15 protein-coding genes are annotated in these 14,121 nt (G+C 45.3%); 11 read left to right on the top strand and 4 right to left on the bottom strand.

Features of this window, described 5'->3' with window-relative positions; genetic code table 11:
- Window positions 1–29 precede the first annotated feature (29 nt).
- Window positions 30–866, bottom strand: a complete 837-nt coding sequence (locus tag DXN04_RS07585) for a transketolase (RefSeq protein ID WP_116852726.1) — start codon at window positions 864–866, stop codon at window positions 30–32.
- 180 nt (window positions 867–1,046) lie between these two features.
- Between DXN04_RS07585 and DXN04_RS07580 the strand changes: the two genes are divergently transcribed.
- Both DXN04_RS07580 and frr read left to right on the top strand, forming a co-directional pair.
- Complete coding sequence (locus tag DXN04_RS07580) at window positions 1,047–2,195, top strand: glycosyltransferase family 4 protein (RefSeq protein ID WP_116852725.1); 1,149 nt, start codon at window positions 1,047–1,049, stop codon at window positions 2,193–2,195.
- A 159-nt stretch (window positions 2,196–2,354) separates the two neighbouring features.
- Window positions 2,355–2,918 carry a ribosome recycling factor gene (gene frr, locus DXN04_RS07575; protein WP_116853380.1) on the top strand — a complete coding sequence of 188 codons (564 nt, stop codon included), beginning with the start codon at window positions 2,355–2,357 and terminating at the stop codon, window positions 2,916–2,918.
- Between the two features lie 110 nt (window positions 2,919–3,028).
- On the opposite strand, the gene DXN04_RS07570 is transcribed toward frr, so the two are convergent.
- Window positions 3,029–3,892, bottom strand: a complete 864-nt coding sequence (locus DXN04_RS07570; RefSeq protein WP_147319872.1) for a DMT family transporter — start codon at window positions 3,890–3,892, stop codon at window positions 3,029–3,031.
- A gap of 138 nt (window positions 3,893–4,030) precedes the next feature.
- Between DXN04_RS07570 and DXN04_RS07565 the strand changes: the two genes are divergently transcribed.
- The 9 genes from DXN04_RS07565 (at window position 4,031) to DXN04_RS07525 (ending at window position 10,875) form a co-directional block, all read left to right on the top strand.
- Window positions 4,031–4,777 (top strand): PPK2 family polyphosphate kinase, encoded by a 747-nt coding sequence (locus DXN04_RS07565; RefSeq protein WP_116852723.1) that lies wholly within the window; start codon window positions 4,031–4,033, stop codon window positions 4,775–4,777.
- A gap of 169 nt (window positions 4,778–4,946) precedes the next feature.
- Entirely contained in the window at window positions 4,947–5,387 is a 441-nt protein-coding gene (mscL, locus tag DXN04_RS07560) for a large conductance mechanosensitive channel protein MscL (protein WP_116852722.1), read from the top strand.
- A 164-nt stretch (window positions 5,388–5,551) separates the two neighbouring features.
- Window positions 5,552–6,493, top strand: a complete 942-nt coding sequence (locus DXN04_RS07555; protein WP_116852721.1) for a DUF3078 domain-containing protein — start codon at window positions 5,552–5,554, stop codon at window positions 6,491–6,493.
- A gap of 69 nt (window positions 6,494–6,562) precedes the next feature.
- Window positions 6,563–7,351 carry a segregation and condensation protein A gene (locus DXN04_RS07550; RefSeq protein WP_116853379.1) on the top strand — a complete coding sequence of 263 codons (789 nt, stop codon included), beginning with the start codon at window positions 6,563–6,565 and terminating at the stop codon, window positions 7,349–7,351.
- Entirely contained in the window at window positions 7,348–8,247 is a 900-nt protein-coding gene (locus tag DXN04_RS07545; RefSeq protein WP_116852720.1) for a helix-turn-helix domain-containing protein, read from the top strand. Before DXN04_RS07550 ends, DXN04_RS07545 begins: the two co-directional genes overlap by 4 nt.
- A 164-nt stretch (window positions 8,248–8,411) precedes the next feature.
- The gene (locus tag DXN04_RS07540; protein ID WP_116852719.1) at window positions 8,412–8,939 is read left to right on the top strand and encodes a YceI family protein; all 528 of its coding nucleotides are present in this window, start codon (window positions 8,412–8,414) and stop codon (window positions 8,937–8,939) included.
- Between the two features lie 293 nt (window positions 8,940–9,232).
- Window positions 9,233–9,643, top strand: coding sequence for an OsmC family protein (locus tag DXN04_RS07535; RefSeq protein ID WP_116852718.1), 411 nt, complete (start codon window positions 9,233–9,235; stop codon window positions 9,641–9,643).
- 109 nt (window positions 9,644–9,752) lie between these two features.
- Window positions 9,753–10,229, top strand: coding sequence for a Dps family protein (locus DXN04_RS07530; RefSeq protein ID WP_116852717.1), 477 nt, complete (start codon window positions 9,753–9,755; stop codon window positions 10,227–10,229).
- Window positions 10,230–10,587: 358 nt separating this feature from the next.
- Complete coding sequence (locus DXN04_RS07525) at window positions 10,588–10,875, top strand: hypothetical protein (protein WP_147319871.1); 288 nt, start codon at window positions 10,588–10,590, stop codon at window positions 10,873–10,875.
- A 62-nt stretch (window positions 10,876–10,937) separates the two neighbouring features.
- Here the strand turns inward: DXN04_RS07525 and DXN04_RS07520 are convergent, their stop codons facing one another.
- Complete coding sequence (locus tag DXN04_RS07520; RefSeq protein WP_116852715.1) at window positions 10,938–11,972, bottom strand: flavin reductase family protein; 1,035 nt, start codon at window positions 11,970–11,972, stop codon at window positions 10,938–10,940.
- Between the two features lie 99 nt (window positions 11,973–12,071).
- A complete protein-coding gene (gene dxs, locus DXN04_RS07515; protein WP_116852714.1) occupies window positions 12,072–14,000 on the bottom strand; it encodes a 1-deoxy-D-xylulose-5-phosphate synthase in 1,929 nt (642 codons plus the stop codon).
- Window positions 14,001–14,121 lie beyond the last annotated feature (121 nt).

The following is a 14,121-nucleotide window of genomic DNA, read 5'->3' as shown; positions in this document are numbered from 1 at the left end:
CTGGCCTGTTTTTTTGCTATCTGATTCTATTAATAATCTCCCAAAGTCTCTGGCAACTGTCCCAAAGCGCTCTTCAGCTGCTCATCATTTGGCGCAATACCATGCCATTCATGATGCCCTTCCATAAAGTCCACACCAGCTCCCATAATTGTTTTCATCAGGATCACAATCGGCTTACCCTGTCCTGTCATACCAACTGCTTTCTCCAGTGTAGCCACCACTTCATCCATATCATTTCCATTCATATGCAACACTGTCCAGCCAAAAGCTGCAAACTTAGCTTCCAGGTCACCCAGACCAGCTACCGCTTCCACGGTACCATCAATCTGCTGTCCATTCCAATCCACAGTTGCAATCAGATTATCTACTTTATGGTGAGGAGCAAACATAATTGCTTCCCAGTTCTGACCTTCTTCCAGTTCACCATCACCATGGAGGGAGAACACAAAACGGTCATCATTATTCAGTTTCTTAGTCAGCGCAGCACCAATCGCTACACTCAGACCCTGGCCCAGGGAGCCGGAAGCCATACGTATACCTGGTAAACCTTCGTGTGTGGTCGGGTGACCCTGCACACGGGAGTTTAACTGGCGGAATGTAGCCAGTTCAGATACCTCAAAATAACCCGAACGGGCCAATGCACTGTAAAATACCGGCGAGATATGGCCATTGGATAAAAAGAAAAGGTCCTGGTCACCTCCATCCATGTCGAAAGGCTGCGGCTTGTGCTGCATCACCTTAAAATACAGGGCTGTGAAAAAATCAGCACAACCTAATGAACCGCCTGGATGGCCACTCTGGCAGCCATGCACCATGCGAACGATATCCCTTCTGATTTGTGTAGCTATATCTTTCAACTGTGGCATAATACTTGCAAATTTTTTGATCAGGCGAAAATAATAGAATTTAAATACAATTGCACATAATCTTGCCTAATTCCCTCATTTTAAACTTAGAGATCTCTCAATCTGTATTATTTTCAGATTAGAGTGATACACATTTACTTGAAATTAATATCTTTGTACATAGACCAAGTCCCCTCCCAAATGGAGAATGTTTTAATAGCTACTGTCCTAAGTTTCGTTATAACCTACTTTGCCATCCCCGTGTTAATCCGGGTAGCAGAACTGAAGCATTTGTATGACGAACCGGACGAACGGAAATCACATAAGTCGCGAATCCCAACTTTAGGGGGGATAGCGTTTTTTTCAGGATTCATTGTTGCAACTGCGGTTTGTGTGCCTGCGTTGGCTGATTCTCCATTTCAATATATGGTGGCTGCGTTCTTTGTGATTTTTATGGTGGGCATGAAAGATGACATTGTAGGACTCACCCCTCTCAAGAAACTCATTGGCCAGTTAATGGCTTCTTTCGCAGTAATTTATCTCAGCAATTTACAGATCAGCAGTATGTATGGTTTCCTGGGTTTCAATGCCCTGCCCCCACACTTTAGCCTGCTGCTCACCTACTTTACATTCCTGGTAGTGATCAATGCCTTCAACCTGATTGATGGTGTAGATGGCCTGGCCGGTAGTGTAGGCATGCTGGTATCCGGTGTGCTGGGTACATACTTCCTGTATACCGGTCAACTGGTATATGCTGTGTTAGGTTTCTCCATGGCAGGCGGTTTAGCTGCTTTCCTTATTTACAATATTTCTCCGGCAAGGATCTTTATGGGCGATACAGGTTCACTGCTGGTGGGCCTGGTCAATGCCATCCTGACCATCAAGTTCATCGAAGTTGCAGGTAACCCTGCAGGTAAACTGCCTGTAGAATCCGTACCTGCGGTAGCGATTGCTATCCTGATCCTGCCACTGTTCGATACCCTGAGAGTATTTGCAGTGCGTATGCTGCACGGACGTTCACCGTTTGCTGCTGACCGTAACCACCTGCATCACTACCTGCTGGCGCTGAACCTCAATCACCGGCAGACAACCCTGGTATGTGTAGTGGTCAATGCTGCCTACATCGCATTCGCATTTTATTTCCAACATATTGGTACGGGCTGGTTACTGGCTTGTATGATTGGCTCTGCTTTGATACTCACAGGGGTACTTTATCAGCTCAAGAAGAGAAAAGAAACGATGCTGCACAAGGTGAACCTGGCTACTGTAAATGAAACAAAGGCGGTAGTAGAGGTAATGCCAAAGTCCGGTATCAAGGTTAACCCAAAAGGAGTGCTACAGGATAAATAGTTCCCGGTCATTTTACAGGTCTCACTTTCCCGTATGAAAGGCCGTGGCAGGCCGTCAACTGTCCACTCCGCACTCCTCATATTCTATTTCTATCATATCCCGGCTTCAAAATCTCAGATAAATCCTGTAGGTTTGCACGCACTTAATTATTTGTTTGCTATGCAAGATGATCTAAACTTAATCATGGACGATGCCAGCGAATCCATGCAAAAGGCGATCGCTCACCTTGAGGTGGAATTGTCCAGGATCAGAGCTGGAAAAGCAACTCCGGCAATTCTGGATGGGATTTCTGTAGATTACTATGGTTCTCTGACCCCGCTCTCTCAGGTAGCCAATATCAATGTGGCTGATGCGCGTACCCTGACTATTCAGCCATGGGAAAAAAATATGCTCCAGCCGATCGAAAGAGCTATCATTGCTTCTAATATCGGGATTAACCCACAGAATGATGGTATCATCATCAGAATGTTCCTGCCTCCACTGACTGAAGAAAGAAGAAGGGAATTCGTGAAAAGAGCAGCTGGTGAAGGTGAGCAAGGTAAAGTGTCAATCAGGAACATCCGTCGTGACGCGATCGAATCAATAAAGAAACTGCAGAAAGAGGGACTGAGCGAGGATACTGCGAAAGATGCTGAAGCTGAAGTGCAGGCATTGACCAATAAGTTCATCGAATTGGTGGATAAGCATTGTGCACAGAAAGAGAAAGAAATTATGGCGATCTAAGCTGATTGTCAGTACATAATTATAAAAAGAGCCTGTATCCGGATTGATACAGGCTCTTTTTTTGGGAAAATGAATGGTTTGTTACAGGTTGGTGATAGAGAAGCTCCCTTTTATTTCCTGTTCACCAGGTACACGCCCCCTAATATAATTCCCAGGCTCAGGACCTGTAAAAGGGTGATGTGCTCCCCTGCCAGGAAACCCCAGCCCAACGCCACAATAGGTAATACATAAGTCACCATACTGGCGAACATAGCCCCTGTTCTGCTGATCAGGAAGTAAAACAAAACCGTGGCAATACCACTACCCAGGATGCCCAGCGTAGCTGCGGCCCCGATAGAAGTCCAGGGTACAGCCGGCCCGCTGAGCAGTGCAAAGAAATGCGTGTACAGCAATACCGGCAAGGCCAGGATGGCACAGAATCCCAGCGAGATAGCACTTACCTGTACAGAAGAATAATCTTTCAGGTGCCTGCGTACCAGGTTAATATTTGTACCATAGCATACGGTGGCTACTAGGATCCACAGACCGTAGTACCAATAACTCGTGCTGATCCCTTGAGAGGCAAATAATAACACCACCCCGATCAAGCCTGCACTGATACCCAGTAACTGGCGTTTGATAATGGCATTATTGAACAGCAAAGCCCCTGTCACTAAGGTCATAAGGGGAGTAAACCCGTTCAGGATCCCGGCGAGGCCACTATCTACCTGCATCTCAGCAATACAGAAAAGGAAGGCTGGAAAGAAATTGCCTAGTAAACCGGAGAGGAAGATCAGGGGAAGTTTCTTCACCGGTATCTTGTGGATAAAACGGAAAAAGAAAGGTGATAATGAAATGCCTGCACATAACATGCGGAGGCTGGCTACCTGCCAGGGCGATAGTCGCTCCATACCCAGTTTCATGAGAATAAAGGAGCTGCCCCAGGTGAGGGAAAGGAGGAGGAAGATCCCCCAGTTTAATGTTCGTTGGCTCACGTTTTTTAGTTTTTAGAATGGCGATACAAAGATCGCAAAAAAAGAGAGGTTTGCCCGGTAGTAAAGCGGAATAAATCCACCTTTACTGCACAACACTTCGGTTTATATTTTGTTACACTAGGTAGAAATGTTACGCAGATGAGTAAAATTAAACTGGCAGATATCAGTACCACAGCTCCCAAAAAACTGGATAAAGAAAAGATCAAGACCCTGACAGACCAGATCCGGGAAGAGCTGGATGAGCTACAGAACCTGCTCTATGCCGAACATAAACATGCCATCCTCATTATATTGCAGGGCATGGATGCCAGTGGCAAGGACGGTGCTATCCGTGCAGTGATGAGTACTATGAATCCTGAAGGGGTAGATGTAAAGGCATTCAAGGCACCTATAGAGCAGGAACTGGATCATGATTTTTTATGGCGGGTACACCAGCATGCCCCTCCCAAAGGCATGATTATGGTATTCAATCGTTCTCATTATGAAGATGTGCTGGTGCAGCGCGTGCATAAATGGGTGGATGATAAAATGATTATGAAACGAATGAATGCGATCAATGATTTTGAAAGATTACTTACAGTACATGGAAATACAACCATCCTGAAATTTTACCTGCACGTATCTCCGGAGGAGCAGGCAAACCGGCTGCAGGAGCGCACCACCAATCCGAAGAAAATGTGGAAGTATAATAAAGGGGATCTGATAGAAGCGAAGTTCTGGAAGAAGTACAGGAAAGCGTATGAGGATGTATTTGAACATTGTGATGAGGTGCCGTGGATGATTGTACCTGCTGATGATAACTGGTATAAGGAATACGTAGTAGCGAAAACGTTAAGGGATACACTGTTGTCTTTGAAGATGAAGTATCCGGTATTAAAAGGTTAGCCGGATATGATTTGGATTTTCTTTTCAGAAAGGGTTACCAGGATCTCCTGCAGCCGGCCTAAGTAAATTCAAAAATGAGCTGCTACCAAAGAATGGATGTTTTTCAGCAATAAAAAAGCTTATTATCTTGTACCTGCAAATTGTTCGTGTCACCTAAAAAAGTTGTTATATGGGATTTTTCAAAGAGTTTAAAGATTTTGCCACCAAAGGGAATGTAATTGATCTGGCAGTCGGTGTGATCATTGGTGCTGCCTTCGGGAAGATCGTATCAGCATTGGTAGATAACATCTTTATGCCTATACTTGGCATATTGACCGGTAAAGTAGATTTCAAGGAAAAGTACCTGCTGCTGAATGATAGTAAGGGAAGCAATTTTGAATCTCTTGCCAAAGCAAAGGAAGCAGGAGCACCGGTATTGTCTTATGGTCTGTTTATCCAGTCAATCATTGAATTTATTATCATTGCATTCTGTATTTTCCTGCTGGTAAAAGGAATCAATGCCCTCACCAAAAAGAAAGAAGAAGCCCCCGCAGCTCCTGCAGCGCCACCAGAACCTACTCCACAGGAAAAGTTGCTGATGGAAATCAGAGACGAATTGAAGAAAAGATAATTACTCACACAAGTAATAAACAAGGGGTTGCCATAGGTAACCCCTTGTAGCTTTTTGGAGAGTTAGTTATTTTTGCAGCTTAAGAACATTTTATTCAAGGCGGTTCGTAAGCTGCTGAACAGGTCTCACTGTCTGCTGACCCCCGCATTTAAACCACAATTGTAATGAGAAGATCCTTCTTGACAGCCATTTTACTGGTATGTACTTTCGGTCTGCTGCATGCTCAGACAGACTGGATGAAAACCTCCCGCGAAGAAGCGAGTGGAAAAATTAAAAAAGATGCCAGTGACACTACTAACAAAGTTTGGAAAAAAGGAGGCACTTTCAACCTGAACGTAAACCAGGGATCTTTGACTAACTGGGCTGCGGGTGGTGATAAATTCTCTTTTTCCGTGGCATCTTCCCTGAACGCATTTGCCTTTTACAAAAAAGGCAGGCATAGCTGGGACAATGTGCTGAACCTGGCTTACGGTTATGTAAATACGACCAGCCTTGGTGGCCGTAAGAGCGATGACCTGATCTCCATTACATCCAAATATGGATATGACATCGGTAAGAACTTTTACCTCTCAGGTTTAGTGGATTTGCGTACACAGTTTACAGACGGTTACCTGTATACAGATACCAGCAAAACCCTGTCATCCAGATTCTTTGCACCTGCTTACCTGGTACTTTCCCCGGGTATTGACTATAAGCCAACGGACCAGTTTTCTATCTTCTTCTCCCCTGTTACCGGTCGTTATGTATTCGTGATGGACGATTACCTGTCTTCCCAGGCTGCATTTGGTGTAGATACCGGCAAGCATGTAAAATCTGAGTTTGGTGCTTACCTGACGATCAATACTGTAAAGACCCTGGCAAAAGGTATCGTGTACAAAGGCAGGTTGGACCTCTACTCCAACTATCGAAACAATCCGCAGAACGTGGATCTGTATATGACAAACTCACTGAACCTGGCTGTGAATAAGTATATTTCTGCCGTGATCTCACTTGATATGATCTACGATGATGATGTAAAGTCTTTCGTAAATCCGAAAACAGGCGTACTGGGACCAAGACTACAGGTCAAACAGGTGATCGGTGTCGGATTTTCAGCTAAGTTTTAAGCGGGATTTTTTTCCTATTTTTGAATGATCCCTTCACCGGAATTTGCCTGGCGAAGGGATCATAATATTATGGCCGACAACTCATATAAGATAAAACTACCCCAGTTCGAGGGACCTTTTGACCTGCTGCTCTTCTTTATTGAGCGGGACGAACTGGATATCTATAATATCCCCATCACCACTATCACCAACGACTTCCTGGACTATATTCATCACCTGGAATCACTCAACATTGAGCTGGCCAGCGAATTCATCCTTTTCGTATCTACCCTGATGCGTATTAAGGCCAAGATGCTGCTGCCCCGCAAGGAACTGGATGAGCAGGGTGTAGAAATTGACCCCCGTCAGGAGTTGATTGATAAGATCCTGGAATACAAACGCTTCAAACAGGCGGCCGCCGAGCTGGCTGAGAAAGAAGCCGACAGGATGCTGATGATCAAGAGAGGGAATATTGCAAAAGAACTGTCTTCTATCGGGGAAATCACCAGCGAAGGGACTGAAATCCAGACGCTTACCCTCTTCAAACTCACCCAGACCTTCGAAAAGGTGATGCAAAGGGTGAAGCAGCGGGACAACAAACCTCAGCACGTGGTATATAAATATGACTATACCATGGAGGGCTCCCGTCAGTATATGATAGAACTGGCATCGAGGGAGAAGACCCTGGCATTCGAAAAGATCTTCGATCATTGTCAGGACAGGGTGCATGCCATCTTCCTCTTCCTGGGGATGCTGGAACTGGTGCAAATGAAGTACATGACTATCATGGTGGGCGAGGGCCGGAATAATTTTATCATCGACTTTATAGAACCTGAAGACCGTGAACTGGAAGTAGCGGGAACACTGGATATGGAATGAGTGACAAAAAGGAACATATCGAAATCGTCTCCTTGCCGGCTTATGCGCAGGCAGATAGCAACTTTGTTGCTTCCAGTATTTGTGAGCTGAAGGAGAGCTTTTTTGCTACCAATGGTAAACCCCATCGTCACGACTTTTATACTATCTACTGGATCAAAAAAGGGCATATCGAGCCCACTATCGATGCCGTCACTTACGAGGTAAATCAGAATACATTGTATTTCCTGGCACCGGGCCAGGTACATACCATGACCTTCAGCGAAAAGGTAGAAGGCTATATGATCGCGTTTCAGGATGCATTTATGTGCCTGAAAGACCAGGCGGCCTCCCTGATGGGCATTAACTCGTCCCTCTTCTTCAACAACCAGTTCAGCACCGTGATCACCCTGCAACCTGAGCAGGAAAGGGATTTTGAGATGCTGGTACAACTCATGAAGAAAGAGGTGAAGGACCAGGAGCCGGGCTTTGATACCGCCCTGCATGGATTGCTGCGATACTTCCTGGTACTGGCCTCCCGGATCAAGGGTAGCAGCATGATCGCAACCCCTGATCAGCATGCATCGCACAACAGCTCTTTATTTTTACAGTTTAAGAACCTCATCGAAGATAAATATACCACCCACAAGAATGTATCGGACTATGCTGGCCTCATGCACGTGAAGCCGGTATTGCTGAATGAGATCAGCAAGCAGCAGTCAGGCATTACCGCAGGTGAGCATATCCGCAACCGGGTGATCCTGGAAGCACAACGTTATTTATATAATACAGATCTGTCAGCAAAAGAGATTGCATACAGGTTAGGTTTTGAAGATCCTCATTATTTCAGCCGCTTTTTTAAAAAATATACCGGTCAGACCCCTTCTGAATTTAAAGAGACCGGAAAACTTGCTATTTGATAATCAACTACTTAGTTGGACTCAATAAAAAAGTCCACCACTTTCATCTTTTTATCCATTTCGAATAGTTGTTGCAACGATTAATTTTACATCATCAAACAACGAACAAGGCAATTAATCCTTCAGATATTTAAAAACATTCAAAAAACTAAAACTCTTATTTTATGGCAATCTGGAAAATTGATCAATCTCACAGTGATGTAGAATTCAAGATTAAGCATCTGATGATCACTAACGTAACTGGTTATTTCACAAAGTACGACGCTACTGTAGAAAGCAACAGCGATGATTTCAGCGATGCTAAGATTTCTTTCGAAGCTGAAGTAGCTGGCATCACTACCAAGAATGAGCAACGTGACCAGCACCTGCAGGCAGAAGATTTCTTCCATGCAGCACAATATCCTACATTGAATTTTGTATCTACCGGTATTAAGAAAGTAGATGATGAGACTTATAAAGTAACTGGTGACCTGACTATGCGTGGTGTGACCAAACCAGTAGAACTGGATGTAGAGTTCAGCGGTATTGTTAAGGATCCATATGGACAGACTAAAGCTGGCTTTGAAGTAAAAGGTAAAATCGCGAGAAAAGAGTATGGCATTACATTCAACGGTCCTACCGACAACGGTGGTCTGTTGCTGGGTGAAGAGGTAAAACTGCTGGCAAGTGTGCAGTTGGTAAAACAGGCATAATCAGGAATAGTGGAAGATTTCTGGCAATCCGGACTGGAATTAAGGAACAGCAGAACGGAATAAGCAATAATACAAATCGAAGTGTGTGGGGGAAAATGTGGCCTTTGGAACATTAAACTTTTTTTGAAGGATAGATTGCCAGAAATAGTGAGTAGCCGTCCCGGCCGGGGCGGCTTTTTTATTCCACGTATGTAGAGAAAAATCTACGTGGGTACGGGGTTGGGAACAATAAAAGAAGTAGTAATTTAGAGATCCCTACAAATGCATTATTAATCTACATAAAAAACTGAAACATGAAGAGAAATGCTTCTGCTAACTGGCAAGGTACCGGAAAGGATGGGAAAGGAACAGTTACTACGCAATCCACTGTGCTGAACAGTACCCCTTATTCTTACAAGAGCCGTTTCGAGGATGGAAATGGTACAAACCCTGAAGAACTGATTGCAGCTGCGCATGCGGGCTGTTTTACCATGAAACTGAGTTTCCTGATTTCCGGTGCGGGATTTACGCCTGAGAACCTGGATACAAAAGCAACTGTCACCCTGGAAAACGGTGCAGTAACGGGGAGCCATCTGGAACTGAGGGCGAAAGTGCCGGGTCTGGATGAAGCAAAGTTTGCAGAACTGGCGGAGGAAGCGAGGACGAATTGCCCGATTTCGAAGCTGTTGAATACTGAGATTACATTGGATGCGAGTCTGGCGTAATAGCACTTACACTATTTTCTTTTTGAACGGGCCTGCGGGAATGCTGAGCATTCCTGCAGGCCCGTTCGGCATCTGATTTGTACTCGTTAAGCAAAACAAATTTAATCGTATGAGTACCGCAGTAACCAATATCGGACTAGAGAAAAAGACCTCCAAAGAACTTGCAGAAAAACTCAATCACCTGCTGGCCGCTTACCAGGTTTTCTACCAAAACGTGCGCGGTTTCCACTGGAACATACGTGGCGACAAGTTCTTTACCCTGCACATAAAATTCGAAGAATTATATACCGATTCATTAGTGAAAATTGATGAAATCGCAGAACGTATATTGACATTAGGCTTCACTCCCAGCCACGCCTTCTCGGACTACATTGCAGACTCTCTCATTCATGAAATTAAGAATGAAAGCAAGGACACGGCCTGTGTACAACAGGTACTCTCCGGTCTCCAGACCATCATCGAAATAGAACGTGAAGTCTCATCATTAAGTGCCGAAGTAGGTGACGATGGTACCAATGACCTGATCACCACCTACATCCGTGAACAGGAAAAAGTAATCTGGATGTACAACGCTTACTTGCGTTAAAAATAGATATCACCATTAAATGCAGAGACAGGCATTTAATTGAAAAATATGGTAGCACTTTCTTCAAAAAAAATAATTCGATTGCAGTGCTACCCGAAGATTTCGGGAAAAGTACCCATATATCAGGAAAAGGCAATTTGTTAAAAAGCAAATTGCCTTTTTCTATTGCTAAAAAGGTTTGTAACTTAGAAATGTGTTCTAAACAGGACTTGTATTACGCAAGGAAAGCATGGTTGATCCGCTAATTTTTTTCACAGCAAAATCAATACACATGGAAGTTTCAGCACAAACATCAGAACTAGAACAGATTCAGGACTGGAAGGTAGAAGTGAATAGTGTCAGAGATACCCTCCGGTCTATGCAAAATCGTCTTGAACTGTTATCAGGCAAAAAATCAGACGAAGATTCTCTGGCACAGATTGAGCATTTTCAAAATCAGTTCATCCGTCAGTTAGAGGTATCGGATGAGATGTTCCACGACTTAAAGCAGTGTGCAAAAAAGATCTCCAACAATGGTCAGCTCTCCGTTCTACACGATGACCGCCCCGTGGATGACTGCGCCACAATGGAAGATCGCATGCAAACATTCAGAAAGCTATATCACGAGTTACAGGAAGAATTCAACGCATTCTCCGCTTTTTCATAACCTTGCTGGAATAAAAGGAATTGGATTTAATCCCTGCCGGATAGAGGGAATAAGGTTAATAATCACAATTCAATAATGACTGTCTCACTTACTGCATAACCTGTGCAGGTAAGCAGGTAGCCCTGTGCCATCTCTTTATCAGTGAGCACTTCATTCAGGGCCATCCATATTTTTCCCTGTGTACAACGGGCTGTACAGGATCCACAAACACCTCCTTTGCAGCTATAGGGAAGTGTAATGCCATGTGCTAAGGCTTCGGACAATATGTTCTTATTGCCCGGTAGTTTTAGCTCATAGCTTTCATGCCCCTTTTTGATCAGTACTGTTTTGATCGTGCTGTCAGTCGGTGTGCCTATGCGTGCCAGCTGGGGGCCTGTCTCCACTACAAAGTTTTCTTTGTGCTGCTGCTGTTGGCTATACCCCATAAAGGTGAGCGTGAGCAGTGCCATGCGCATATATTCCGGTGGTCCGCACACAAAGAATTGGGTGAGGTGGGCGGCATATTTAGTTTGCTCTTTCACCAGTGGTTCCAGCAGACCATTACTGAGTCTGCGAATGATACCTTCGGCACTGAAGAGGTAAATGATATGTAATTGTTCAGCATATTGTTCCTGCAGTGATTGCAGTTGCTTGTGGAAGATAGTGCGTTCCTGGGTAGGGCTGCTGTAGACCAGTTTGACATGGGCATGGGCATGATGATGCAGGATGTATTTGAGCAGGGAAAACAAGGGCGTGATGCCGCTGCCGGCACCTAGCAAAAAGATGTCGAAAGGTACAGATGGTACTTCATCCAGCGTGAACCTGCCTGAAGGCTGCAGGGTAGTAACGATGTCGCCAACCTTCCAGTAATCCAGTATATGCCGGGAGATCTCACCATTTTCCTTACGGCGGATGGTGACAGCCAGATCCTGATCAATACCCGGTGTGGAGCTGAAAGAATAGGAACGGCGGTATTCCACGCCGTGTAGTTCGATGAGGAAGGTAAGGAACTGACCAGCCTCATAATCTATCTTTTCTCCATTCATGGGCTGAAACCTGTACGTGAAGGTATCAGGTGTTTCCTTTACGATAGCAGTGATCCGAAGCTGTAAATACATACTTACAAATTTATCATTTTCATCAGGCTGTCTTAGCAAAAAAAATCGCTTTTGCCTGAAGACAAAAGCGATTTTATCATGTAAATATTATTCCAGCTATTAGATAGCCGTTACTGTTACTTTATCTTTCATCATTTCCCTGGCAGCCGCCGCAATACCAGCGGCATCAAAGCCACATTCACGGTGCAGCTCTTCAGGCTTACCATGCTCGATGATGCGATCAGGGATACCCAGGCGTTTTACTTTTGCGGTATATCCATGATCCACCATGAATTCCATTACAGCGCTACCAAAACCACCGCTGATAGCATGGTCTTCTACAGTAATCACTTTATCGAACTGGCTGAATACTTCATGCAGCATCTCTTCGTCCAGCGGCTTTACAAAGCGCATGTCGTAGTGAGCAGGCTGCAGGTCATCTGCCAGCAGGTCTTTGCATGCTTCAGTCACGAAGTTGCCTACGTGACCCAGGGAGAGGATCGCGATATCTTTACCGCTACGCAGTTTGCGACCGGTACCGATTTTAATTTCTTTGAAAGGCTGGCGCCACTCAGGCATTACACCCTGCCCTCTCGGATAGCGGATCACGAAAGGCTGTTGCTGTGTAGACAGCTGGGAGCTATACATGAGGTTACGCAGTTCTTCTTCGTTCATCGGTGAGCTGATCACCACATTAGGTACACAACGCATATAAGCGATGTCATACACACCATGGTGGGTAGGACCATCTTCACCCACCAGGCCTGCGCGGTCCAGGCAGAATACTACGGGGAGTTTCTGAATGGCTACGTCATGCAAAGCCTGATCGTAAGCACGCTGGAAGAAGGAAGAGTAGATGGTACAGAACACCCGCATGCCCTGTGTAGCCAGACCGGCAGAGAGGGTAACGGCGTGCTGCTCACAGATGCCTACGTCGAAGGCACGATCCGGCATCTTTTCCATCATGTATTTGAGGGAGGAGCCGGAAGGCATGGCAGGAGTAATACCCATGATGGTATTATTCTGCTCTGCGAGTTCTATGATGGTATGCCCAAATACATCCTGGTATTTAGGAGCCTGGGGCTTATCAGGTATTTTTTTGAAGATCTCACCCGTGATTTTGTCGAACAGGCCGGGTGCATGCCAGGTAGTCTGGTCCTTTTCTGCCAGTGCATATCCTTTACCCTTGGTGGTAACGATATGGAGCAGTTTAGGGCCGGGAATATCTTTCAGGTCCTGCAGGGTGTCTACCAGTTTAATGATATTATGCCCGTCGATGGGACCGAAGTAACGGAGTTTCAGGGATTCAAAGAGGTTGCTGGAGCCGGAAACCACGCCTTTGATACCTGCTTCCAGTTTAGAAGCCATATCGCGGGTAAAGCGTTTGCCTACAGGGAGTTTACCCAGCAGGTTCCACACGTCGTCGCGGAATTTGTTGTAGGTGGGCGAAGTGGTAATATCGGTCAGGTATTCTTTGAGTGCGCCTACGTTAGGGTCAATGGACATGCAGTTATCGTTGAGGATAAAAAGCACGTTGGCATTGGCTACGCCTGCGTGGTTGAGGGCTTCGAAGGCCATACCTGCGGTCATAGCACCATCACCGATCACAGCTATATGCTGGCGGTCGGTTTCTCCTTTGAATTTGGAAGCGATAGCCATACCCAGGGCGGCGGAGAGAGAGGTGGAAGAGTGACCTACACCAAAGGTGTCGTAGGGGCTTTCATCTCTTTTAGGGAAACCGCTGATACCGTGGTATTTACGGTTAGTATGGAACACATCCCTTCTGCCGGTGAGGATTTTGTGTCCATATGCCTGGTGACCTACATCCCATACCAGCTGATCATACGGGGTATTGAATACATAGTGCAGGGCTACTGATAGTTCTACCACACCAAGGCTGGCCGCAAAGTGGCCACCATGCACGCTCACCATGTCAATAATGAACTGGCGGAGTTCTTCGCTTACCTCATGCAGTTGTTCCTTACTCAGCTTCCGCAAATCAGCAGGGGTTTGTATGTTGCCCAGCAATGGGCCCGGCGTAATGTTCATATCTGTTGGATGCAGGATTTTAATACACAAAAGTACGATAAATAATGTGTGTATGCACTTAGCAATTCATTTGCCAAATATCAGCACATAGAACCATTTGCCCCTGTAGAATTCCGTACAT

The sequence above is a fragment of the Chitinophaga silvisoli genome (genome assembly GCF_003412465.1).
GTDB classification, from domain to species: Bacteria; Bacteroidota; Bacteroidia; order Chitinophagales; family Chitinophagaceae; genus Chitinophaga; species Chitinophaga silvisoli.
The sequence above is the reverse complement of the archived record's forward strand: the minus strand, read 5'-3'. Positions and strand labels throughout refer to the sequence as shown.

What these genes read in the sequence shown, in the direction of transcription:
- DXN04_RS07585 (WP_116852726.1), bottom strand. Translation starts at nt 866, where the DNA reads ATGCCACAGTTGAAAGATATAGCTACACAAATCAGAAGGGATATCGTT.
- DXN04_RS07580 (WP_116852725.1), top strand. Translation starts at nt 1,047, where the DNA reads ATGGAGAATGTTTTAATAGCTACTGTCCTAAGTTTCGTTATAACCTAC.
- frr (WP_116853380.1), top strand. Translation starts at nt 2,355, where the DNA reads ATGCAAGATGATCTAAACTTAATCATGGACGATGCCAGCGAATCCATG.
- DXN04_RS07565 (WP_116852723.1), top strand. Translation starts at nt 4,031, where the DNA reads ATGAGTAAAATTAAACTGGCAGATATCAGTACCACAGCTCCCAAAAAA.
- mscL (WP_116852722.1), top strand. Translation starts at nt 4,947, where the DNA reads ATGGGATTTTTCAAAGAGTTTAAAGATTTTGCCACCAAAGGGAATGTA.
- DXN04_RS07555 (WP_116852721.1), top strand. Translation starts at nt 5,552, where the DNA reads ATGAGAAGATCCTTCTTGACAGCCATTTTACTGGTATGTACTTTCGGT.
- DXN04_RS07550 (WP_116853379.1), top strand. Translation starts at nt 6,563, where the DNA reads ATGGCCGACAACTCATATAAGATAAAACTACCCCAGTTCGAGGGACCT.
- DXN04_RS07545 (WP_116852720.1), top strand. Translation starts at nt 7,348, where the DNA reads ATGAGTGACAAAAAGGAACATATCGAAATCGTCTCCTTGCCGGCTTAT.
- DXN04_RS07540 (WP_116852719.1), top strand. Translation starts at nt 8,412, where the DNA reads ATGGCAATCTGGAAAATTGATCAATCTCACAGTGATGTAGAATTCAAG.
- DXN04_RS07535 (WP_116852718.1), top strand. Translation starts at nt 9,233, where the DNA reads ATGAAGAGAAATGCTTCTGCTAACTGGCAAGGTACCGGAAAGGATGGG.
- DXN04_RS07530 (WP_116852717.1), top strand. Translation starts at nt 9,753, where the DNA reads ATGAGTACCGCAGTAACCAATATCGGACTAGAGAAAAAGACCTCCAAA.
- DXN04_RS07525 (WP_147319871.1), top strand. Translation starts at nt 10,588, where the DNA reads ATGCAAAATCGTCTTGAACTGTTATCAGGCAAAAAATCAGACGAAGAT.
- DXN04_RS07520 (WP_116852715.1), bottom strand. Translation starts at nt 11,972, where the DNA reads ATGTATTTACAGCTTCGGATCACTGCTATCGTAAAGGAAACACCTGAT.
- dxs (WP_116852714.1), bottom strand. Translation starts at nt 14,000, where the DNA reads ATGAACATTACGCCGGGCCCATTGCTGGGCAACATACAAACCCCTGCT.